We start from the raw sequence: 21,222 nt of genomic DNA, 5'->3' as shown, positions 1-21,222 counted from the left end.
TGCAGGTGGACGCTCGCTATCATGCTGATCGATCAAAAAATACCCTTGGGCCAGCACATCGCGGCCTTCGTTGAATGGCTGACCCAACACGGCGCCAATTACTTCGATGCCTTTGCCGCAGCGCTGGAATGGATGATCCACGGCGTGACCGGGGCCCTGACCTGGTTCAATCCGTTCGTCCTCATCGGGCTGATCGCGGTGGGCGCACACCTGATCCAGCGCAAGTGGGCGCTGACCGCGTTCTGTGTCGCCTCGTTCCTGCTGATCCTCAACCTGGGGTACTGGCAGGAAACCATGGAAACCCTGGCCCAGGTGATGTTCGCCACCCTGGTGTGCGTGGCCATCGGCGTGCCGCTGGGTATCGTCGCCGCGCACAAGCCGATGTTCTACACCGCCATGCGTCCAGTGCTCGACCTGATGCAGACGGTCCCCACCTTCGTCTACCTGATCCCGACCCTGACCCTGTTCGGGCTGGGCGTGGTACCCGGGCTGATCTCCACGGTGGTGTTCGCCATCGCCGCGCCGATCCGCCTCACCTACCTGGGCATCTGCGACGTACCCCAGGAACTGCTGGACGCCGGCAAGGCCTTTGGCTGCTCGCGCCGGCAACTGCTGTCCCGTATCGAACTGCCCCATGCGATGCCCAGCATCGCGGCCGGTGTCACCCAGTGCATCATGCTGTCGTTGTCGATGGTGGTGATCGCCGCGCTGGTGGGTGCCGACGGCCTGGGCAAACCCGTGGTCAACGCATTGAACACCGCCGATATCGCCCTGGGCTTCGAGGCCGGGCTGGCGATCGTACTGCTGGCAATCATGCTCGACCGTATCTGCAAACAACCCGATGTACAGGTAAGGGGTGAGGCATGAGCATCATTCGCTTCGAAGACGTAGACGTCATTTTCTCCAATCGACCGCGGGAGGCCCTCAGCCTGCTAGACCAGGGCCTGTCGCGGGAGCAGATCCTCAAGAAAACCGGGCTGGTGGTCGGCGTGGAAAAGGCCAACCTGGATATCAACAAGGGCGAGATCTGCGTGCTGATGGGCCTGTCCGGCTCCGGCAAGTCGAGCCTGCTGCGCTGCATCAACGGCCTCAACACCGTCAGCCGCGGCAAGCTGTTCGTCGAGCATGAAGGCACGCACATCGACATCGCCCACTGCACCCCGGCGGAGCTGAAAATGATGCGCACCCAGCGCATCGCCATGGTGTTCCAGAAGTTCGCCTTGATGCCTTGGCTGACAGTGCGCGAGAACATCAGCTTCGGCCTGGAAATGCAGGGCCGCCCCGAGAAGGAGCGGCGCAAGCTGGTGGACGAGAAACTGGAGCTGGTGGGCCTGACCCAGTGGCGCAACAAGAAGCCGGACGAGCTGTCCGGCGGCATGCAGCAGCGTGTCGGCCTGGCCCGCGCCCTGGCGATGGACGCCGACATCCTGCTGATGGACGAACCCTTCTCCGCCCTCGACCCGTTGATCCGCCAGGGCCTGCAGGACGAGCTGCTGGAGCTGCAACGCAAGCTGAGCAAGACCATCGTCTTCGTCAGCCACGACCTTGATGAAGCGCTGAAACTGGGTAGCCGCATCGCGATCATGAAAGACGGCAAGATCATCCAGTACAGCAAGCCGGAAGAGATCGTGCTCAACCCGGCGGACGACTACGTGCGTACGTTCGTCGCCCACACCAACCCGCTCAACGTGCTGTGCGGCCGCAGCCTGATGCGCACCCTGGACAACTGCAAGCGGGTCAACGGATCGGTGTGCATCGACCCGAGCGGCGACTCCTGGCTGGACCTGGCCGACGGCGTGATCAAGGGCGCGCGCCAGGGCGTCAACGGCCTCGACCTGCAGAACTGGGCACCGGGCCAGGCGGTGGAAGACCTGGGCCGCAAACCGACCCTGGTCAACGTCAACATCGGTATGCGCGAAGCGCTGCAGATCCGCTACCAGACCGGCAACAAGCTGGTGTTGCAGGAAGGCAACAAGGTGGTGGGGATCCTGGGCGACAGCGAGCTGTATCACGCGCTCTTGGGCAAGAACCACGGTTGACCTTTCGGGCCTCTTCGGTACTTGTGGGTTTACCCGCGATTACGGTGGTGAATTCACCGACGTCATCGCGGGTGAACCCGCTCCCACTGGGTCCGCGTTCCCCCCACAAAACCTGTTCCCTGAATCTTGCCTATCCTGAATCGCACCGACGACCACCCGGTACCACGGCGCGATGAAACTGTTCCGATCCTCCACCCTCGACCTGTCCCGGCTGATCCTGCTGTTCGCCCTGCTCTCGGCCCTGGCCACCCTGGCCAACAGCCTGGTGGTGGCCTACGGTGTGCAGCGCGACGCCCTGATCAATTCCACCCTGCAGGCCAACCACGCCTACGCGGCCAAGGTCGCCTCCAGCATCGGCGCCTTCCTCACCTCGGCCCATTCGCACCTCGGCTACAGCGCCGAACTGCTCGCCGCCGACTTCAACAACCACCTGCGCCTGCGTGACGAAGCCAGGCGCCTGCAAGCCCAGGACGAGGACTTCAATGCCGTGGTCATCACCGACGACGACGGCAAGGTGCTGCAAACCTACCCCGAGGACCCGCGCCTGCTCGGCACCACCCTGCGCTCCGAGGAAGTACGCCAGGCCGTGAAGGAGCGCCACCCGCTGGTCAGCCATGCCTACGAGTCCACCACCGGCAACCTGATGGTGTTCATCTCCCACCCGATCTTCGACACCGACGGCAACTTTCTCGGCGTGCTCGGCGGCGCCGTCTACATCCGCAAGGACAGCGCCCTGAGCACTGTGATCTCCAACCATTTTCACCAGGGCGGCACCTTCGCCTTCGTCGCCGACAAGCACCGCCGCCTGCTCCATCACCCCGACAAGGAACGCATCGGCGAAGTGCTGGGCAAGAGCGCTACCGTCGACGCCGCCTTGGCCGGCGAGAGCGGCAGCATGCAAACGAACAACTACAAGGACATCCCCATGCTCGCCGGCTACGCCCCGGTGGCCGGCGCTGAATGGGCAGTGGTGGCGCAGCAGCCGCGGGCCATGGCGCTGGCCACCCTCGGCCAGTTGATGAAGGAAATGTTCATCGACCTGATTCCGGCCAGCGTGCTCGGCCTGATGCTGCTGTGGATCGGCGCGCGCTGGATCACCCGGCCGCTGCAACAATTGGCGGATAGTGCCAACCACTTGTCGCAGCCGCAGACTGTCGACCAGTTGACCCGCATCCGTGCCTGGTACAAGGAACCGGCAGCGATCCGCCGGGCGCTGATCGCCAGTGTGCAGTTGCTGCACAGCAAGATCGGCCGACTCAGCGAAGAAGCCCAGAGCGACCCGATGACCGGACTGGCCAACCGCCGCGGCATGAACGCTGCCCTGGACCTGCTCGACCAGTCGCAGCGGCCCTACGCCGCACTGGCCCTGGATATCGACTGGTTCAAACGGGTCAACGACACCTATGGCCACGATGCCGGGGATGTGGCGCTGAAGCAGGTGGCGGATATCCTCAACCAGCATTCACGGACAGATGACCTGGCCTGCCGGGCCGGGGGCGAGGAATTCGTGTTGTTGCTGCCGGATACCGATCTGGGCGGGGCGCAGGTGATCGCCGAGCGGATTCGCGCAGCGATTGCGGCACTGCAGATTCCGCGGGTGGGGCATATCACCATTTCCATTGGTGTGGCCTGCCGCGGGCCGGAGTCGAGCAGTGCGGCGGAGGTGCTCAGGCAGGCGGACAAGAACCTGTACAGGGCCAAGGAAGCCGGGCGCAACAGGGTAGTCACTTGACCAAAGAACACCACAAGACCCTGTGGGAGCGCATTGCAGCCCCAAAGAAAAGGTTCATCACGGAATACCGGGACGCTTTGGGTTTAGTGGCGGTATCGGTATCGCGAGCTTATCCATTGCGGGCGGCGAAGCCATCGGCCCCTTCCGCCTCTACGGCAGGTCTATTTTGTCTTGGCAAAATAGACGAAAACCGCTTGCTCCTGCATCCGGCCCTGCGCTGCGCTCCGGGTCCCCTCCCTCCGGCGCCTGACGTCGCGAGTTACGGGTGGCGACACGAAAGACCCATCTTCGAAAACAAGATCGGCATCGGTAGCCCAACATAACAAGACGCCGCGCTCTTGCTTTTGCTCTTGGTGCGCGAAGGTTCAGACGCCGCAAATTGCGACCTCGGCCGGCCGAGTGGAGGTGTCTTGCGGGGGCAGGTGCGCAGCACCCTTCGGCGAAGCCGAAGCGCGAGGTGAAGACTTGCGAAGCAAGTCGTAGGCCGCGGGCCCACGCAAGGCGCCGGAAGGAGGGGACCCGGAGCGAAGCGCAGGGCCGGCTGTGGGAGCGGGCGGTTTTCGTCCATTTTGCCGCAACAAAATGGACCCGCCGTAAAGGCGGAAGGGGCCGGTGGCGTCACCGCCCGCAATGGATAATCTCGCGACACCGACACCGAACGTTCAACCCCAAGTTTCCCGATATACCGTGAAGAGCCAAAAAAAGGGCCTCGTCGTCACCGGCGAGGCCCTTTCTTCATTTCAATGATCAGCTATAAACCCGACCCAAAAGCTGGCGGTGACTCTCGAACTGATCCAGCACATCCCGGGTGATCTGGTCCGGGGTGAAGCCCATCAGGTCGTACTCCTGACTGCCGTTGTGCAGGTACACCTCGGCGCGATAGAAGCGCTGGCGCACTTCGCTCTCGCCTTCCACCGGCGCCTCGCTCGGTGCGGCCAGGTAGCCGTCCAGGCTGACTTCGTAGACGAACGGGTTGCCCTCCTCCATCTCGATGCGCAGGCCCATGGCCTCACGTGCCGCACCCACACGGGTCTGCACGCTCAGGCCCATATTGCGCAGTTGCTCGGCGGCTTCCTTCAGCGCCGGGCTGACCTGCTTGTCCATGAAGCGCTGGACCATCGCCTGGGTCGGTTGCAGGTCCAGCTGGCTCAGGCGCTCGCTGAAACCGCGACGACCACGGGCAGCCAGCTCGGCCTGCTCCTGCTCGACCTGGCTGTCCTGTTTCATCGCCTTGTACAGGCCGAACATGAACACCACCAGCACCACCGAGAACGGCAGGCCGGCCAGTACCACCATGGTCTGCATCGCCTCGAAGTTACCGGCGAAGAGCAGGCCGACGGTCACCAGGGTAATGATCGCGGACCAGAGGATACGCAGCCAGTGCGGGGCGTCTTCGTCGACGTTGCCGCCTTTGCACGACAGGTTGGCCATCATCACCGCACCGGAGTCGGCCGGGGTGAGGAACAGCACGAAGCCGACGAATACCGCGACACCGACCACGATCTTCGCCGCCGGGAAGTGTTCCAGCAGTTGGTAGATCGACATCGACGGCTGTTCCAGGGCTGTCCGCCCCAGCTCCACGGCGCCCTGGTTGATCACCAGGTCCAGCGCGGTGTTGCCGAAGATCGACAGCCAGGCCAGGGTGAAGCCCAGCGGGATCAGCAGCACGCCGGCCACCAGCTCCTTGACGGTACGGCCACGGGAAATCCGCGCGATGAACATGCCGACGAACGGACCCCAGGAAATCCACCAGGCCCAGTAGAACACGGTCCACAGGCCCAGCCAGCGTTCGGACTTGGCCGCGTCGCCCTCGTAGACGTAGAGGTCGAAGGTCTTGAGGATCACGCCATTCAGGTAGTCACCGATGTTCTGCACGAAGCCGTTGAGCAGGTGCAGGGTCGGGCCGTTGAGCAGGACGAACAGCAGCAGGCCGCTGAACAGGATGATGTTCAGGTTGGAGAGGCGGCGAATGCCGTTCTCCACGCCCGACACGGCAGCGATGGTCGCCACGGTGCTCATCACCAGGATCACGATCAGCAGGTTGGTGTTGCTGTGTTCCATACCGAACAGGTATTCCAGACCGGACGACACCTGCATCGAGCCGATACCGAGGTTGGTCACCAGGCCCAGCAGGGTCACGAACATGCCGAAGATGTCCACCATGTGCCCGGCAGCACCCTTGACCCAACGCTCGCCGACCAGCGGGTACAGCGCCGAACGCAGGGCCAGCGGCTGGTTGTGGCGGTAGGCGAAGTAGGCTACGGCCAGGCCGACCAGAGCGTAGATCGCCCAGCCGTGCAGGCCCCAGTGCAGGAAGGTCAGCTGCAGGCCGTGACGGGCCGATTCCAGGCTGGCCGGCGCGCCTTCAGGCGGGTTGAAGTAGTGGTCCAGCGGCTCGGAAGCCCCGAAGTACAGCAGCGAGATACCTATACCTGAGGAGAACAGCATGCCGGCCCAGGCGCCATAGCTGAAGTCCGGCTTGTCGTCTTTCCCGCCCAGCTTGAGCGAGCCGTAGCGGGAGAAGGCGATGGCGATGACGAACAGCAGGTAGCCGCCGATCACCAGCATGTAGTACCAGCCGAAGCTGCGCGACAGCCAGGCCTGGGCCTGTCCAAGCACGCGACCGGCGGTTTCCGGAACAGCGATAAGCAAGGCAGTCAAACAGAGGATCAGCAGCGTGGAGGTGAAAAACACCACGTTGTTGACCCGGACCCTCTCGGCGGGGGTCTTGATCAGAGAGGCAGAACTCATTGCACGGATGCTCCAAGGCGGTGCGTAGGAAAAAGAGACAGCGACCGGTCACCCGGGCAATTGGTGCAATAGCCCCATCGCCACAGGTGTTATAAAAGCACCTTGAAAAACCGTGATCCCAAATCGAATGCGTTGAAAAACAGGCTGAAAACCCCGGCTCAAGGGTTTTGCCGACGAGCCACGAACCCGTTCGGCAGATCTGTTCAACGTTGCGTCTATGCGCGCCAACTACCTTGTTACAAAGGGGTTACACGTCTTTCGGGGGTGCCAATCCGGACCTGCTGACGGGGCCTCAGGGCCTGTCAAGGGTACGAATTGTCGCAGAGCTTATTCTTTGTTGATTGAACGTTCAATCAAAACAAAATAGACTGGCCTTCGCCGAGTCAGCCGCTTGTCGTCTGCTCGCAGGCCTGAGGAGATTTGCAAGATGCCCAAGGTCGGTATGCAACCCATTCGCCGCCAGCAGTTGATCGAAGCCACGTTGACGGCTATCGACCAGGTCGGCATGGGGGACGCCAGCATTGCGCTGATCGCCCGTTTGGCCGGTGTGTCGAATGGCATCATCAGTCACTACTTTCGGGACAAGAACGGCCTGATCGCAGCGACCATGCAGTACTTGATGACGGTATTGAGCGAGGGCGTCGCCGCCCGTCGCCAGGCACTCACGGACAACAGCCCGCGCGCCCACCTGCAGGTGATCATCGAAGGCAACTTCGACGCCAGCCAGGTCAATGGCCCGGCAATGAAAACCTGGTTGGCATTCTGGGCCACCAGCATGCACCAGCCGTCCTTGCACAGGTTGCAGCGGATCAACGATCACCGCCTGTATTCCAACCTGTGCTGCCAGTTCCGCCGCGCCATGCCGCTTGCCGAAGCACGCAGCGCAGCCCGCGGCCTGGCAGCCCTCATCGACGGTCTGTGGCTGCGCGGTGCGCTGTCGGGAGACGCCTTCGATACCCACCAGGCGCAACAAATCGCTTACGAATACATGGATCTACAACTGGCGAAGCAGACGAGCCCGGACACACAGACCCAGGCCTCTGCCACCCCGCGCAAAGCCACCCGCAAGAAGTCGGGAGCCACTGCCGGATAGCCACCCACATTGCACTTGCGAGGACACTATGGCCCGTTTCGAAACGCAAAAACTCTACATTGATGGCGGTTACGTCGACGCTGGCAGCGATGCCACCTTCGAGGCCATCAACCCGGCCAACGGCGAAGTCCTCGCCCATGTGCAACGCGCCACCCAGGCCGACGTCGAGCGCGCCGTGGAAAGCGCCGAGCGCGGCCAGAAAGTCTGGGCCGCGATGACCGCCATGCAGCGTTCGCGCATCCTGCGCCGCGCCGTGGAGATCCTGCGCGAGCGCAACGACGAGCTGGCCGCCCTGGAAACCCTGGACACCGGCAAGTCGTACTCGGAAACCCGCTACGTCGACATCGTCACCGGCGCTGACGTGCTGGAATACTACGCCGGCCTGGTCCCGGCCATCGAAGGCGAGCAGATTCCGCTGCGTGAATCGTCCTTCGTCTACACCCGCCGCGAGCCGCTGGGTGTCACCGTCGGTATCGGCGCGTGGAACTACCCGATCCAGATCGCACTGTGGAAATCCGCTCCGGCCCTGGCCGCCGGCAACGCGATGATCTTCAAGCCGTCGGAAGTCACCTCGCTGACCACCCTGAAACTGGCCGAGATCTACACCGAAGCCGGCCTGCCGGATGGCGTGTTCAACGTCCTGACCGGCAGCGGCCGCGAAGTCGGCACCTGGCTGACCGAGCACCCGCGCATCGAGAAAGTCTCCTTCACCGGCGGCACCACCACCGGCAAGAAAGTCATGGCCAGCGCTTCCAGCTCCTCGCTGAAGGAAGTGACCATGGAACTGGGCGGCAAGTCGCCGCTGATCATCTGCGAGGACGCCGACCTGGACAAGGCCGCCGACATCGCCATGATGGCCAACTTCTACAGCTCCGGCCAGGTCTGCACCAACGGCACCCGCGTCTTCGTTCCTGCGTCGATGAAGGCGGCTTTCGAAGCCAAGATCGTCGAACGTGTCGCCCGCATCCGTGTTGGCAACCCGGAAGACGAGAACACCAACTTCGGTCCGCTGGTCAGCTTCCCGCACATGGAAAACGTCCTGTCGTACATCGCCAAGGGCAAGGAAGAAGGTGCCCGCGTCCTGTGCGGCGGCGAGCGTCTGACCGAGGGTGAATTCGCCAAGGGCGCCTTCGTCGCGCCAACCGTGTTCACCGACTGCCGCGACGACATGACCATCGTCAAGGAAGAGATCTTCGGCCCGGTGATGAGCATCCTCTCCTACGAGACCGAGGAAGAAGTCATCCGTCGTGCCAACGACACCGAATACGGCCTGGCCGCCGGCGTCTGCACCAACGACATCAGCCGCGCCCACCGCATCATCCACAAGCTGGAAGCCGGTATCTGCTGGATCAACGCCTGGGGCGAGTCGCCGGCGGAAATGCCGGTCGGTGGCTACAAGCAATCCGGTGTCGGCCGCGAGAACGGCGTCAGCTCGCTGGCCCAGTACACCCGCATCAAGTCGGTCCAGGTCGAGCTGGGCAACTACAACTCGGTCTTCTAAGCCGCGTCCTGTAGCCGCGCCCGGTCCCTGCCGACCGGGCGCCTCCCCGCTTTCCCACCCGCTTGCCCAAGAGGGAACAGAACATGTCCTCCCATATTTTCGACTACATCATCGTCGGTGCCGGCTCGGCCGGTAACACCCTGGCCACCCGCCTGACCGAAGACGAAGGCGTCACCGTCCTGCTGCTGGAAGCCGGCGGCCCGGACTACCGCGCCGACTTCCGCACCCAGATGCCGGCCGCGCTGGCCTTCCCCCTGCAAGGCCGCCGCTACAACTGGGCCTACGAGACCGATCCGGAGCCGCACATGGACGGCCGCCGCATGGAATGCGGTCGCGGCAAGGGCCTGGGCGGTTCCTCGCTGATCAACGGCATGTGCTACATCCGTGGCAACGCCATGGACTTCGATGGCTGGGCCAAGCTGCCAGGCCTGGAAGACTGGACCTACCTGGACTGCCTGCCCTATTTCAGGAAGGCGGAGACCAGGGACATCGGCCCGAACGACTACCACGGCGGCGATGGTCCGGTCAGCGTGGCGACGCCCAAGGCCGGTAACAACCCGCTGTTCCACGCCATGGTCGAAGCCGGCGTGCAGGCCGGTTACCCGCGCACCGAAGACCTCAACGGCTACCAGCAGGAAGGCTTCGGTCCGATGGACCGCAGCGTGACCAAGAACGGCCGTCGCTCCAGCACCGCCCGCGGCTACCTGGACACCGCCAAGAAGCGTTCGACCCTGACCATCGTCACCCACGCCCTCACCGACCGCGTGCTGTTCGAAGGCAAGCGTGCCGTTGGCGTGACCTACCTGGTCGGCTCCAGCGAAGAGCGCGTGGAAGCCCGTGCGCGCAAGGAAGTCATCGTCTGCAGCGGCGCCATCGCCTCGCCGCAACTGCTGCAACGTTCCGGCGTCGGCTCCCGCGAACTGCTGGACAGCCTGAACATTCCGGTGGTCCACGAACTCCCGGGCGTCGGCGAGAACCTGCAGGACCACCTCGAGCTGTACCTGCAGTACGCCTGCACCCAGCCGGTGTCGCTGTATCCGTCGCTGCTGTGGTGGAACCAGCCGGCCATCGGCGCCGAATGGCTGTTCAACGGCACCGGCATCGGCGCCAGCAACCAGTTCGAAGCTGGTGGTTTCATCCGTACCCGTCCCGAGTTCGAGTGGCCGAACATCCAGTACCACTTCCTGCCGGTAGCGATTAACTACAACGGCTCCAATGGTGTGAAGGAACACGGCTTCCAGGCGCACATGGGTTCGATGCGTTCGCCGAGCCGTGGCCGGATCAAGCTGAAGTCCCGCGATCCACGCCAGCACCCGAGCATCCTGTTCAACTACATGGCTACCGAGCAGGACTGGCAGGAATTCCGCGACGGCATCCGCCTGACCCGCGAAATCATGGCCCAGCCAGCGCTGGACGCCTACCGTGGCCGCGAGATCAGCCCGGGTGAGCACGTGCAGACCGACGAAGAGCTGGACAAATTCATCCGCGAACACGCCGAGACCGCGTTCCACCCCTCCTGCTCGTGCAAGATGGGCGAAGACGACATGGCGGTGGTCGATGGCCAGGGCCGTGTGCACGGCATGGAAGGCCTGCGCGTGGTGGATGCTTCGATCATGCCGATCATCATCACCGGCAACCTGAACGCCACCACGATCATGATCGCCGAGAAAATCGCCGACAAGATCCGTGGCCGCAAGCCGCTGGCGCGCAGCACTGCCAAGTACTACGTGGCCAATGGTGCGCCGGTGAAGGGCAAGGCGATGCGCGAAGTGAAGCAGGCCTGATGCATTGATGGGGCCTGTACCGGCCTCATCGCGGGCAACGCCCGCTCCCACAGGTTCACCGCTGTCCTCGAGACCGGCGCGATATCTGTGGGAGCTGGCTTGCCAGCGATAGGGCCATCATGCCCTGCCACCATGGAGCGGGCGTTGTCCGCGATGAGGCCAGCACAGGCAACACAGAAAAAGGCACCTGTCCCAGGTGTCTTTTCTACATCTGCGGAAACGCTTTACAGCCCGCCAATTCATCAGGTTAGAATCGGTTGGCACGCGACCTGCTTATCAACGAGGTCCGCTTCTTCCCGCGATGTTCCCGGAGTACTGCCTTTGGATGCGAGCACCATCAACAGCCTGTTCCTCATCGGCTCATTGCTGGTGGGGGCAAGTATCCTGGTCAGCTCGCTGTCGTCGCGCCTGGGCATCCCCATTCTCGTCATCATCCTCGCGGTCGGCATGGTCGCCGGGGTCGATGGTGGCGGCATCATTTTCAACAACTATCCCGTGGCCTACCTGGTCGGTAACCTCGCCCTCGCCGTGATCCTGCTCGACGGCGGCCTGCGCACGCGGGTCGCGAGTTTCCGCGTGGCCCTGTGGCCGGCGCTGTCGCTGGCAACGGTCGGCGTACTGATCACCACCGGCCTCACCGGCATGGCCGCCGCCTGGCTGTTCGACCTGAACCTGATGCAGGGCCTGCTGATCGGCGCCATCGTCGGCTCCACCGATGCCGCCGCGGTGTTCTCGCTGCTCGGCGGCAAGGGCCTCAACGAGCGGGTCACCGCCAGCCTGGAAATCGAATCCGGCAGCAACGACCCGATGGCCGTATTCCTCACCGTCACCCTGATCGACATGATCGCCACCGGCCAGACCGGCCTGCACTGGAGCCTGCTCATGCACCTGGTGCGCGAGTTCGGCATCGGCGGCGTATTGGGCCTGGGTGGCGGCTGGCTGATGCTGCAACTGGTCAACCGCATCCATCTGGCCGGCGGCCTGTACCCGATCCTGGTGATCGCCGGCGGCCTGGTGATCTTCGCCCTGACCAACGCCCTGCACGGCAGCGGCTTCCTCGCCGTGTACCTGTTCGGCCTGGTCCTGGGCAACCGCCCGATCCGCAGCCGCCACGGCATCCTGCACATGCTCGACGGCATGGCCTGGCTGGCCCAGATCGGCATGTTCCTGGTCCTCGGCCTGCTGGTCACGCCCCACGACCTGCTGCCGATCGCCCTGCCCGCCCTGGCCCTGGCGCTGTGGATGATTCTCGTCGCCCGGCCGCTGTCGGTGATCGCCGGCCTGCTGCCGTTCAAGGCCTTCCATGGCCGCGAGAAAGCCTTCATTTCCTGGGTCGGCCTGCGCGGCGCGGTGCCGATCATTCTCGCCGTGTTCCCGCTGATGGCCGGCCTGCCCCAGGCCCAGCTGTACTTCAACCTGGCGTTCTTCATCGTGCTGGTCTCGCTGCTGGTACAGGGCACCAGCCTGCCGTGGGTCGCCCGGCTGCTGAAGGTGACGGTACCGCCGGACCCGGCGCCGATCTCCCGTTCGGCCCTGGAAGTCCACGTCACCAGCGAGTGGGAGCTGTTCGTCTACCGCCTCGGCGCGGAAAAATGGTGCATCGGTGCCGCCCTGCGCGAGCTGAAGATGCCCGAGGGCACCCGTATCGCTGCCCTGTTCCGCGGCCAGCAACTGCTCCATCCGTCGGGAAGTACCACCCTCGAAGTGGGTGACCTGCTCTGCGTCATCGGCCACGAACATAACCTGCCGGCCCTCGGCAAACTGTTCAGCCAGGCTCCGCAACGCGGCCTTGATCTACGCTTCTTCGGCGACTTCGTCCTCGAAGGCGATGCCGAACTGGGCGCTGTCGCGGCGCTCTACGGCCTGCAACTGGACGGCCAGGACCCGCACATGCCACTGGCCCGCTTCATCCAGCAGAAAGTTGGCGGCGCACCGGTGGTCGGCGACCAGATCGAGTGGAACAACACGACATGGACTGTTGCACTTATGGACGGGAACAAGATCCAGAAGGTGGGGATCAGATTCCCCGAAGGCAGCCGCCCGGGCCCCGGCCTGTTCCTGTAAAAGCGGCTCCTTTACACTGCCTTTTCCAGTTCGACTGTACGAATTTTCTGCCTATGTCCCTGCGCACGCTTGTCGGCGCAGCCCTGATCGGGCTGTGCCTGTCCCTGTCTACCGCCTTCGCGGCGGAGCCCCCTACCACCGAGAGCGTCCAGCAGAGTCTCGACAAGATCGCCGAGCGCAAGCTGCCCGAGGCCGACCAGAAGGCGCTGCAGCAAGTGCTGGAGCAGACCCTGGCGTTCCTGGCCAACAAGGCTGACTACGAAAAACGCCTGGGCGCGCTCAAGCAGCAGTTGCTCGACGCTCCCAAACAGACCAGCGAGAACCAGCGCGAACTGGCGCGCCTGCTGGCCACCAAGCCGACGCCGGTGCCGCAGCGCTACGCCACGATGAGCGTGCCGCAACTGGAACAGGTACTGTCCGATCGCACCAATGAACAGGGTGAACTGCAAAAAGCCCTGTCCGAGGCCAACAGCCTGACCATCAATGCGCAGACCCGTCCCGAACGCGCCCAGGCCGAGATCAGCAACAACCAGACCCGCACCCAGCAGATCAACAGCCTGCTCAAGACCGGCAAGGACAACGGCAAGACGCTGTCTGCCGACCAGCGCAACCAGCTCAACGCCGAGCTGGCCTCGCTCAATGCCCTGACCCTGCTGCGCCGCCAGGAACTGGCCGGCAACAGCCTGCTGCAAGACCTCGGTAGCACCCAGCACGACCTGCTGATCGAGCGCGTCGCGCGCATGGAGCAGGAAATCCAGGACCTGCAGACGCTGATCAACGAGAAGCGCCTGGCCCAGTCGCAACAGACCGTCACCCAACAATCCATCGAAGCGCAGAAGGCCGGCGGCGGCACCGTGCTGGCCACCGAAAGCGCGGCCAACCTCAAGCTCTCCGACTACCTGCTGCGCAGCACCGACCGCCTCAACGAGGTGACCCAGCAGAACCTCAAGGCCAAGCAGCAACTGGACAGCCTGAACCAGGCCGACCAGGCGCTGGACGAGCAGATCAACGTGCTCAAGGGCAGCCTGCTGCTGTCCAAGATCCTCTACAAGCAGAAGCAGGCCCTGCCGCACCTCAAACTGGACCGCGACCTGGCCGACCAGATCGCCGACATCCGCCTGTACCAGTTCGAGGTCAACCAGCAGCGCGAGCTGATCGCCAGCCCGACCCAGTACGTCGACAAGCTCCTCGCCGACCAGCCCGCCGAAGAAGCCACCCCGGCCCTGCGCAAGGCCCTGCTGGAAGTGGCGATTACCCGCTCCGACCTGCTGGAGCGCCTGAACCGCGAGCTGAGCGCGCTGCTCAACGAATCCATCACCCTGCAACTGAACCAGAAGCAGTTGCTGAGCACTGCGCAGAACCTGCGTGCGACCCTCGACGAGCAGATGTTCTGGATCCCCAGCAACAAGCCGCTGGACCTTGAATGGCTGCGCTATGTGCCCGAGCGCTTCCAGAAACAGATGGACAGCCTGCCGTGGGGCGCCGGCATCAGCGAGCTGGCCGATGGCCTGCTGGAGCGACCGCTGCTGTTCCTGCCACTGCTGCTGGTGATCGGCGCCCTGCTGTGGCGGCGCAAATACCTGTATGCGCGGCTGAGCAAGGTGCACAGCGATATCGGTCACTTCAAGCGCGACAGCCAGTGGCACACGCCCCAGGCGATCCTGATCAACATCCTCCTGGCCCTGCCCCTGAGCCTGTTCCTCGCCTTGTGCAGCTACGCCCTGCAGATCGACGCCCGCGGGCAGAACGCCAACCTCGGCGCGGCGCTGTGGCAGATCGCCCAGGCCTGGCTGGTGTTCTACACCGCTTATCGAATCCTCGCCCCGGGCGGCGTGGCCGAGCTGCATTTCCGCTGGCAGAAGCCCCAGGTGGAATTCCTTCGCCGCTGGATCCGCCGCCTTGGCGCGGTGGTACTGGCCCTGGTCGGTGTGGTCGCGGTGGCCGAGCACCAGCCGTCGGCGCTGGCCGATGACGTACTGGGCATCGGCGTGGTACTGACCTGCTACGCCCTGATGGCCTGGCTGCTCAGCCGCCTGCTGCTGAGCAGCCCGACCCACCGCAACACCTCGCTGTTCCGCAAGGCCGTGGGCGTGGCCTTCACCGCCCTGCCCATCGCCCTGTTCGTCGCGGTGTGCTTCGGCTACTACTACACCGCGCTGAAGCTCAGCGACCGGCTGATCTACACCCTGTACCTGCTGATGTTCTGGCTGGTGATCGAAGCCACTTTCGTCCGCGGCCTGGCCGTGGCCGCGCGGCGCCTGGCCTACCAGCGGGCCCTGGCCAAGCGCCAGCAAGCCAAGGAGGGCCTCGACGGCGAAGTGCCGGTAGAAGAACCGACCCTGGACATCGAACAGGTCAACCAGCAGTCGCTACGCCTGATCCGCCTGGCCCTGCTCGGCGCGTTCATGGCCGGGCTGTACTTCGTCTGGGCCGATCTGATCACGGTCTTTGCCTACCTGAACAACTTCACCCTCTACGAGTACACCAGCGGCACCGGCGCCGCGGCGAGCATGGTGCCGATCAGCCTTGGCGACCTCCTCGGCGCCCTGGTCATCGTCGGCATCACCCTGGCCCTGGCGCGCAACCTGCCCGGCCTGCTGGAGGTGCTGGTGCTGTCCAAGCTGGACCTGGCCCAGGGCAGCGCCTACGCCACCACCACACTGCTGTCGTACGTCATCGTCGGCGTTGGCTTCGTCTCCACCCTGTCGACCCTCGGCGTCAGCTGGGACAAGTTGCAATGGCTGGTGGCCGCGCTGTCGGTGGGCCTGGGCTTCGGCATGCAGGAGATCTTCGCCAACTTCATCTCCGGCATCATGATCCTGTTCGAGCGGCCGGTGCGGATCGGCGACACCATCACCATCGGCAACCTGTCCGGCACGGTGAGCAAGATCCGCATCCGCGCCACCACCATCACCGACTTCGACCGCAAGGACATCATCGTCCCCAACAAGACCTTCATCACCGGCCAGCTGATCAACTGGTCGCTGACTGACACGGTCACCCGGGTCACCCTCAAGCTCGGCATCGACTACGGCTCGGACCTCGACCTGGTGCGCGAGCTGCTGCTCAAGGGCGCCCGGGAAAACCCGCGGGTGCTCAAGGATCCGGAGCCTATCGTGTACTTCCTCAACTTCGGCGAAAGCTCGCTGGACCACGAGCTGCGCATGCACGTGCGCGACCTCGGCGACCGCAACCCGACGCTGGATGAACTGAACCGCTACATCAACCGCGAGTTCAAGGCGCACAACATCAAGATTTCCGTGCGCCAGGTGGAGGTATTCCTGATGGATACCGCAGGCACCAGGAAACAGCTGATTCCGATGGAGCCCACTACCGGGCCGCAGACGCCAGGAGCCACCGCGTGAAAGCCCTCGACGAACTGACCTTCGACAATCGCTTCGCCCGCCTGGGCGATGCGTTCTCCACCGAGGTACTGCCGGAACCGATCGATGATCCGGTGCTGGTGGTCGCCAGCAAAGAAGCCATGGCCCTGCTCGACCTGGAGCCTACCGAGGCCCATTCGCCGCTGTTCGCCGAGGTGTTCAGCGGACACAAGCTCTGGGCCGAGGCCGAGCCGCGAGCGATGGTCTATTCCGGGCACCAGTTCGGCTCGTACAATCCGCGCCTGGGCGACGGGCGTGGACTGCTGCTGGGCGAAGTACGCAACGATGCCGGCCAGTCCTGGGATCTGCACCTCAAGGGCGCCGGCCAGACGCCCTACTCGCGCATGGGCGATGGCCGCGCGGTGCTGCGCTCGTCGATCCGCGAGTTCCTCGCCTCCGAAGCCCTGCATGCCCTGGGCATTCCCAGCAGCCGGGCGCTGTGCGTGATCGGCTCGAGCACGCCGGTGTGGCGCGAAACCCGCGAAACCGCGGCGATGCTGCTGCGCCTGGCGCCGAGCCATATCCGTTTCGGGCATTTCGAGTATTTCTACTACACCCGCCAGCCGGAGCAGCAGCGCCTGCTGGTCGACCATGTGCTGGACCTGCACTACCCCGACTGCCGCGCAGCGGACGAGCCGTACCTGGCGATGTTCCGCACCATCGTCGAGCGCAACGCCGAACTGATCGGCAAATGGCAGGCCTATGGTTTCTGCCATGGGGTGATGAACACCGACAACATGTCGATCCTGGGCATCACCTTCGATTTCGGGCCCTATGCCTTCCTCGATGATTTCGATGCCGGGTTCATCTGCAATCACTCCGATGACCAGGGACGCTACAGCTACAGCAACCAGGTACCGATCGCCCACTGGAACCTCAGCGCGCTGGCCCAGGCGCTGACACCGTTCATCAGTGTCGAAGCGCTGCAGGAAGCGCTGGGGATGTTCCTGCCGCTGTACGAGGCGCACTACCTCGACCTGATGCGTCGGCGACTGGGGCTGACCACGGCGGAGGATGGCGACAAGGAACTGATCCAGCGCCTGCTGAGCCTGATGCAGCCGGGGGCAGTGGATTACAGCCTGTTCTTCCGCAAGCTCGGGGACCGGGCGGTGGAAGAGGCGTTGCGGGTGGTGCGGGATGATTTCATCGACCTGGCCGGGTTTGATCGCTGGTCGCAGGACTATCTGGCGCGGGTGCAGCGTGAGCCGGGCAATGCCGAAGGCCGGCGGGAGCGGATGCATGGGGTGAACCCGCTGTACGTGCTGCGCAACTACCTGGCGCAACGGGCCATCGAGGCGGCGCAGGGTGGGGATTTCAGCGAAGTACGGCGGCTGCATGAAGTGCTGCGCCGGCCATTCGAGGAGCAGGTGGGGATGGAGGCGTACGCCGAGCGGCCGCCGGAGTGGGGGAAGCATCTGGAGATCAGTTGTTCTTCATGAGTTCTCGGGTGCTCTTTCGGGCCTCATCGCGGGCAACGCCCGCTCCCACAAGGATCGCGGCGATCCCAAGGCATATGAAGTACCCGCGATGAGGCCCGGAAGACCACCTTGAAAACCCCGGATTCACCGCCACATACCCAGCAACAACCCGCTTCCCGGACCCGATCCCATGACCGACCCCCTCCTGATCCCTTGCCCCCACTGCAACGGTCTCAACCGCCTCCCCGCCGACCGCCTCGGCGACGACCCGAAATGCGGCCGCTGCAAGAGCCCGGTCCTGCTGACCAGTCCCTTCGAACTGAAACAGACCGACTACAGCAGCCAGATCAAGGGCGACCTGCCCCTGCTGATCGACGTCTGGGCCGACTGGTGCGGGCCATGCAAATCCTTCGCGCCGGTCTTCGAACAAGCCGCACGGCAACTGGCCGGACGCTGCCGGCTGGCGAAACTGGACAGTGAAGCCAACCGCGAACTGGCTGGCCAATTGGGCATCCGCTCGATTCCCAGCCTGATCCTGTTCAAGAACGGCCAGGAAGTCGCACGCCAGAGCGGCGCATTCCCACTCCAGCAGTTGCTGGAGTGGCTGCGCACTCAGGGCATCTAGGCGTTTTCTTCCAGAAGGGAATGCAGCTCGACAAACTGCTGGGTCAACTTGTGCCGCGGTTCCAGGTGGATCAGCGGCAGGTTGGCCTCATGTGACTCGCGCATCTTCACCGAGCTGTTGAGGTACACCGGCAACACCGGCAACCCCTCGGCCAGCAGCTCGTCGAGCATCTGCTGCGGCAGGCTGGCGCGCGGCTGGAACTGGTTGACCACGATCCCTTCGACCTGCAGGGCTTCGTTGTGGTCTTCCTTCAGCTCTTCGAGCTCCGACAGCAAGCCATACAGCGCCTGGCGCGAGAAGCTGTCGCAATCGAAAGGGATCAGCACACGATCGGCGGCGATCAACGCGGAAACCGCGTAGAAGTTCAAGGCCGGTGGCGTATCCAGGTAGATTCGCTCGTAATCCTCGTCCAGCTCGTCGAGCAATCTGCGCAGCTTGTTGATCTTGTGCTTGGCCTCGAGCTTTGGCTGCAGGTCAGCCAGCTCCGGCGTGGCGGTGACCACGTGCAGGTTGTCGAACGGGGACTCGTAGATATCCACCTTGTTCTTCTTGGCGAACGGCCCCGACGACAGGGTCTGCTTGAAGAAGTCGGCAATCCCCATGGGAATGTCCTCGCCGGTCAGCCCGGTGAGGTATTGGGTGGAGTTGGCCTGGGCATCCAGGTCGATCAGCAGGGTCCGATAGCCTTCACTGGCACTCACCGCCGCAAGATTGCAGGCGATGCTGGACTTGCCGACGCCACCCTTCTGATTGAACACCACGCGCCGCATGGAAAGACCTCCGTGTTTCAAAGAATGACCGAGTATGTGTTGAGCTCGCGGGATTGACCAGCACAGAAAGGCTCAAGAGATCGCCAAAGCGACCGACAACAGGTGCGGGCCGCTTGTCGGGAAAAAGCGCCCGGGCGAAATGGCCGCTGCGTTTGGATGTCTGTTCACTCAGTCAGCTTCGTAATCAATAGCAATACATTGTTTGCTTGAGGCCCCTTGCACCGGGATAATGCCCGGCACTCGGCGATTTCGCCCTGCAGGCCGTTGCTCCGAGTCCCCCTCGGCATGGAAGTCCCTCAGGGCGAGTACACACCTTGATTACATTCAATATCAGCCAATGGCGCGCCTGGGCGCCCGGACGCTCGACGACTGCGCACTGGCAGCAGTGGAGCCGTGGCGAGCCCCCGACCGACAGCGCGGACGCAGCGCCGGACGTGGCGTTCCTGCCTGCCATGCAGCGCCGCCGCTTGAGCCGCCTGGCGCGCATGGCGTTTGCCGTGGGCTGGCCACTGGCCGAAGGCCTGGAGCACCTGCCGCTGGTGTTCGTCTCCCGCCATGGCGAAACCCCGCGCACCTTCGAGATCCTCAGCGACCTGAGCAACGGCGAGCCGCTCTCGCCCACCCAGTTCAGCCTCTCCGTGCACAACGCAGTGATTGGCCTGTGGTCGATCCTGCGCGGCGAAACCAGCGAAATGACTGCGATCGCCGCCGAGGGTGACGGTTTCGAGCAGGGCGTGGTGGAAGCCGCCGGCCTGCTGCATGACGGCGCGCCTGCTGTGTTGCTGATCGTCGCCGAGGAACAGCCGCCCGAGGCCTACCGCCCGTGGATCACTGATGTTCCTTTCGACTATGCCCTTGGTCTGCTGCTGACCCCCGGCGAAGACTGGAGCCTGTCCCTGGATGGAGACAAGGCCAGCCCCGCCCTCGAACCTCACGCCCTGAGCTGGCTGCGCTGCCTGCTCGAAGACCGCACGACCTGCACCCACAGCCTGAAGGACCGCACATGGAACTGGCAACGCAAGGCCTGAGCCGCCCGCGCGACGCCTGGCACTGGCGTCTGCTGGCCACCGCCCTGAGCTTCCTGCTGTTCGGGCTCGGCGGGCTGTGCCTGCGCTTGCTGGTCTTCCCGCTGCTCGCGTGCCTGCCGGGCGACCGCCTGCGCCACCGCGAACGCGCGCGGCACACCATCAGCTGGCTGTTCTGGCGTTTCATCCGCTTCATGGCCGCCTGTGGCGTGCTCACCTATGAAGTCGAAGGCGCCGAGCGCCTCGGCCGTCCCGGCCAGATGATCATCGCCAACCACCCGTCGCTGATCGACGTGGTATTCCTCATCGGCCTGGTGCGCAAGAGCAACTGCGTGGTCAAGCAGAGCCTGTTCGCCAATCCGTTCACCCGCGGGCCGGTGAGTTCGGCGCAGTACATCAGCAACGACGGCAGCATGGACATGCTCGACACGGCCGTCCAAGCCCTGCAAGACGGCCAGACCCTGGTGATCTTCCCCGAAGGCACTCGCACCGAGCCCGGCAAGCCTCCCGCCTTTCACCGCGGCGCGGCGGCCATCGCCCTGCGTGGCGCACGGGTGATCACTCCGGTGACCATCAAGGTCAGCCCCACCACCCTGACCAAATGCGAACCCTGGTACCGCATCCCGGACCGCCGCGTGCACTTCAGCCTGCGGGTCGGCAGCGACATCGATCCACAGGCCTTCTCCAGCCAGGGCCCGGCCCCACAGGCCTCGCGCAAACTCAACGACCACTTGCATCAACATTTCATCAAGGAGCTCGCAGAAGATGAGCAATCCCCAACTCAACCATGACATCAAGGACCTGATCATCGAGGCCCTGGGCCTGGAAGACATCAGCGCGGACGACATTGGCGACGAGCAGACCCTGTTCGGCGAAGGCCTTGGCCTGGACTCGGTGGACGCACTGGAACTCGGCCTGGCGATCCAGAAACGCTACGGCATCAAGATCGACGCCGATGCCAAGGACACCCGCTCGCATTTCGCCAACGTGGCCAGCCTGGCCGCTTTCGTCACCGCCAAACAGGCCGCCTGAGACCG

The 21,222-nt window shown here is 64.1% G+C and carries 15 protein-coding genes; 13 read left to right on the top strand and 2 right to left on the bottom strand.

Features of this window, described 5'->3' with window-relative positions; translation table 11 throughout:
• Nucleotides 1-18 precede the first annotated feature (18 nt).
• The 3 genes from choW to AC5QPF_RS02335 all read left to right on the top strand — a co-directional run bounded on the left by choW (nucleotide 19) and on the right by AC5QPF_RS02335 (nucleotide 3,771).
• Nucleotides 19-867 carry a choline ABC transporter permease subunit gene (gene choW / locus AC5QPF_RS02345; RefSeq protein ID WP_170946366.1) on the top strand — a complete coding sequence of 283 codons (849 nt, stop codon included), beginning with the start codon at nucleotides 19-21 and terminating at the stop codon, nucleotides 865-867.
• The gene (gene choV / locus AC5QPF_RS02340; protein ID WP_494961850.1) at nucleotides 864-2,039 is read left to right on the top strand and encodes a choline ABC transporter ATP-binding protein; all 1,176 of its coding nucleotides are present in this window, start codon (nucleotides 864-866) and stop codon (nucleotides 2,037-2,039) included. Before choW ends, choV begins: the two co-directional genes overlap by 4 nt.
• A gap of 172 nt (nucleotides 2,040-2,211) precedes the next feature.
• Nucleotides 2,212-3,771, top strand: coding sequence for a diguanylate cyclase (locus AC5QPF_RS02335; protein WP_494961849.1), 1,560 nt, complete (start codon nucleotides 2,212-2,214; stop codon nucleotides 3,769-3,771).
• A gap of 747 nt (nucleotides 3,772-4,518) precedes the next feature.
• Here the strand turns inward: AC5QPF_RS02335 and AC5QPF_RS02330 are convergent.
• Nucleotides 4,519-6,465 carry a BCCT family transporter gene (locus tag AC5QPF_RS02330; RefSeq protein ID WP_494964113.1) on the bottom strand — a complete coding sequence of 649 codons (1,947 nt, stop codon included), beginning with the start codon at nucleotides 6,463-6,465 and terminating at the stop codon, nucleotides 4,519-4,521.
• Nucleotides 6,466-6,949: 484 nt separating this feature from the next.
• Here AC5QPF_RS02330 and betI point away from each other — a divergent pair, with 484 nt between their 5' ends.
• From betI to trxC, 7 genes are all read left to right on the top strand, one after another.
• Nucleotides 6,950-7,615 carry a transcriptional regulator BetI gene (gene betI, locus AC5QPF_RS02325; RefSeq protein WP_494961848.1) on the top strand — a complete coding sequence of 222 codons (666 nt, stop codon included), beginning with the start codon at nucleotides 6,950-6,952 and terminating at the stop codon, nucleotides 7,613-7,615.
• A 28-nt stretch (nucleotides 7,616-7,643) separates the two neighbouring features.
• Nucleotides 7,644-9,116 carry a betaine-aldehyde dehydrogenase gene (betB, locus tag AC5QPF_RS02320; protein WP_494961847.1) on the top strand — a complete coding sequence of 491 codons (1,473 nt, stop codon included), beginning with the start codon at nucleotides 7,644-7,646 and terminating at the stop codon, nucleotides 9,114-9,116.
• An 83-nt stretch (nucleotides 9,117-9,199) separates the two neighbouring features.
• On the top strand, nucleotides 9,200-10,900 hold the full coding sequence (betA, locus tag AC5QPF_RS02315) for a choline dehydrogenase (RefSeq protein WP_494961846.1): 1,701 nt from the start codon (nucleotides 9,200-9,202) through the stop codon (nucleotides 10,898-10,900).
• 321 nt (nucleotides 10,901-11,221) lie between these two features.
• Nucleotides 11,222-12,964, top strand: coding sequence for a potassium/proton antiporter (locus tag AC5QPF_RS02310; RefSeq protein ID WP_494961845.1), 1,743 nt, complete (start codon nucleotides 11,222-11,224; stop codon nucleotides 12,962-12,964).
• A gap of 53 nt (nucleotides 12,965-13,017) precedes the next feature.
• A complete protein-coding gene (gene mscK, locus AC5QPF_RS02305) occupies nucleotides 13,018-16,329 on the top strand; it encodes a mechanosensitive channel MscK (protein ID WP_494961844.1) in 3,312 nt (1,103 codons plus the stop codon).
• Nucleotides 16,326-17,786 (top strand): protein adenylyltransferase SelO, encoded by a 1,461-nt coding sequence (gene selO / locus AC5QPF_RS02300; RefSeq protein ID WP_494961843.1) that lies wholly within the window; start codon nucleotides 16,326-16,328, stop codon nucleotides 17,784-17,786. Before mscK ends, selO begins: the two co-directional genes overlap by 4 nt.
• A 169-nt stretch (nucleotides 17,787-17,955) precedes the next feature.
• The gene (gene trxC, locus AC5QPF_RS02295) at nucleotides 17,956-18,390 is read left to right on the top strand and encodes a thioredoxin TrxC (protein ID WP_494961842.1); all 435 of its coding nucleotides are present in this window, start codon (nucleotides 17,956-17,958) and stop codon (nucleotides 18,388-18,390) included.
• Here the strand turns inward: trxC and AC5QPF_RS02290 are convergent.
• Complete coding sequence (locus AC5QPF_RS02290; RefSeq protein WP_494961841.1) at nucleotides 18,387-19,160, bottom strand: AAA family ATPase; 774 nt, start codon at nucleotides 19,158-19,160, stop codon at nucleotides 18,387-18,389. The two genes, trxC and AC5QPF_RS02290, sit on opposite strands and share 4 nt — an antisense overlap.
• Before the next feature lie 314 nt (nucleotides 19,161-19,474).
• Here AC5QPF_RS02290 and AC5QPF_RS02285 point away from each other — a divergent pair, with 314 nt between their 5' ends.
• Genes AC5QPF_RS02285 through AC5QPF_RS02275 form a run of 3 tightly spaced genes read left to right on the top strand, consistent with a single transcriptional unit; the run spans nucleotide 19,475 to nucleotide 21,217 of the window.
• Entirely contained in the window at nucleotides 19,475-20,188 is a 714-nt protein-coding gene (locus tag AC5QPF_RS02285; RefSeq protein WP_494961840.1) for a beta-ketoacyl synthase chain length factor, read from the top strand.
• Complete coding sequence (locus tag AC5QPF_RS02280) at nucleotides 20,164-20,976, top strand: 1-acyl-sn-glycerol-3-phosphate acyltransferase (protein WP_494961839.1); 813 nt, start codon at nucleotides 20,164-20,166, stop codon at nucleotides 20,974-20,976. The genes AC5QPF_RS02285 and AC5QPF_RS02280 overlap by 25 nt, the downstream gene beginning before the upstream one ends.
• Nucleotides 20,951-21,217 (top strand): phosphopantetheine-binding protein, encoded by a 267-nt coding sequence (locus AC5QPF_RS02275; RefSeq protein ID WP_330073580.1) that lies wholly within the window; start codon nucleotides 20,951-20,953, stop codon nucleotides 21,215-21,217. The genes AC5QPF_RS02280 and AC5QPF_RS02275 overlap by 26 nt, the downstream gene beginning before the upstream one ends.
• The last annotated feature ends 5 nt before the right edge of the window (nucleotides 21,218-21,222 follow it).

Source organism: Pseudomonas sp. Con_6 (assembly GCF_059379395.1).
Note: the sequence above shows the minus strand (reverse complement) of the source record. Positions and strands in the feature narration are given on the sequence as shown.

What these genes read in the sequence shown, in the direction of transcription:
- choV (WP_494961850.1), top strand. Translation starts at nt 864, where the DNA reads ATGAGCATCATTCGCTTCGAAGACGTAGACGTCATTTTCTCCAATCGA.
- AC5QPF_RS02335 (WP_494961849.1), top strand. Translation starts at nt 2,212, where the DNA reads ATGAAACTGTTCCGATCCTCCACCCTCGACCTGTCCCGGCTGATCCTG.
- betI (WP_494961848.1), top strand. Translation starts at nt 6,950, where the DNA reads ATGCCCAAGGTCGGTATGCAACCCATTCGCCGCCAGCAGTTGATCGAA.
- betB (WP_494961847.1), top strand. Translation starts at nt 7,644, where the DNA reads ATGGCCCGTTTCGAAACGCAAAAACTCTACATTGATGGCGGTTACGTC.
- betA (WP_494961846.1), top strand. Translation starts at nt 9,200, where the DNA reads ATGTCCTCCCATATTTTCGACTACATCATCGTCGGTGCCGGCTCGGCC.
- mscK (WP_494961844.1), top strand. Translation starts at nt 13,018, where the DNA reads ATGTCCCTGCGCACGCTTGTCGGCGCAGCCCTGATCGGGCTGTGCCTG.
- trxC (WP_494961842.1), top strand. Translation starts at nt 17,956, where the DNA reads ATGACCGACCCCCTCCTGATCCCTTGCCCCCACTGCAACGGTCTCAAC.
- AC5QPF_RS02290 (WP_494961841.1), bottom strand. Translation starts at nt 19,160, where the DNA reads ATGCGGCGCGTGGTGTTCAATCAGAAGGGTGGCGTCGGCAAGTCCAGC.
- AC5QPF_RS02280 (WP_494961839.1), top strand. Translation starts at nt 20,164, where the DNA reads ATGGAACTGGCAACGCAAGGCCTGAGCCGCCCGCGCGACGCCTGGCAC.
- AC5QPF_RS02275 (WP_330073580.1), top strand. Translation starts at nt 20,951, where the DNA reads ATGAGCAATCCCCAACTCAACCATGACATCAAGGACCTGATCATCGAG.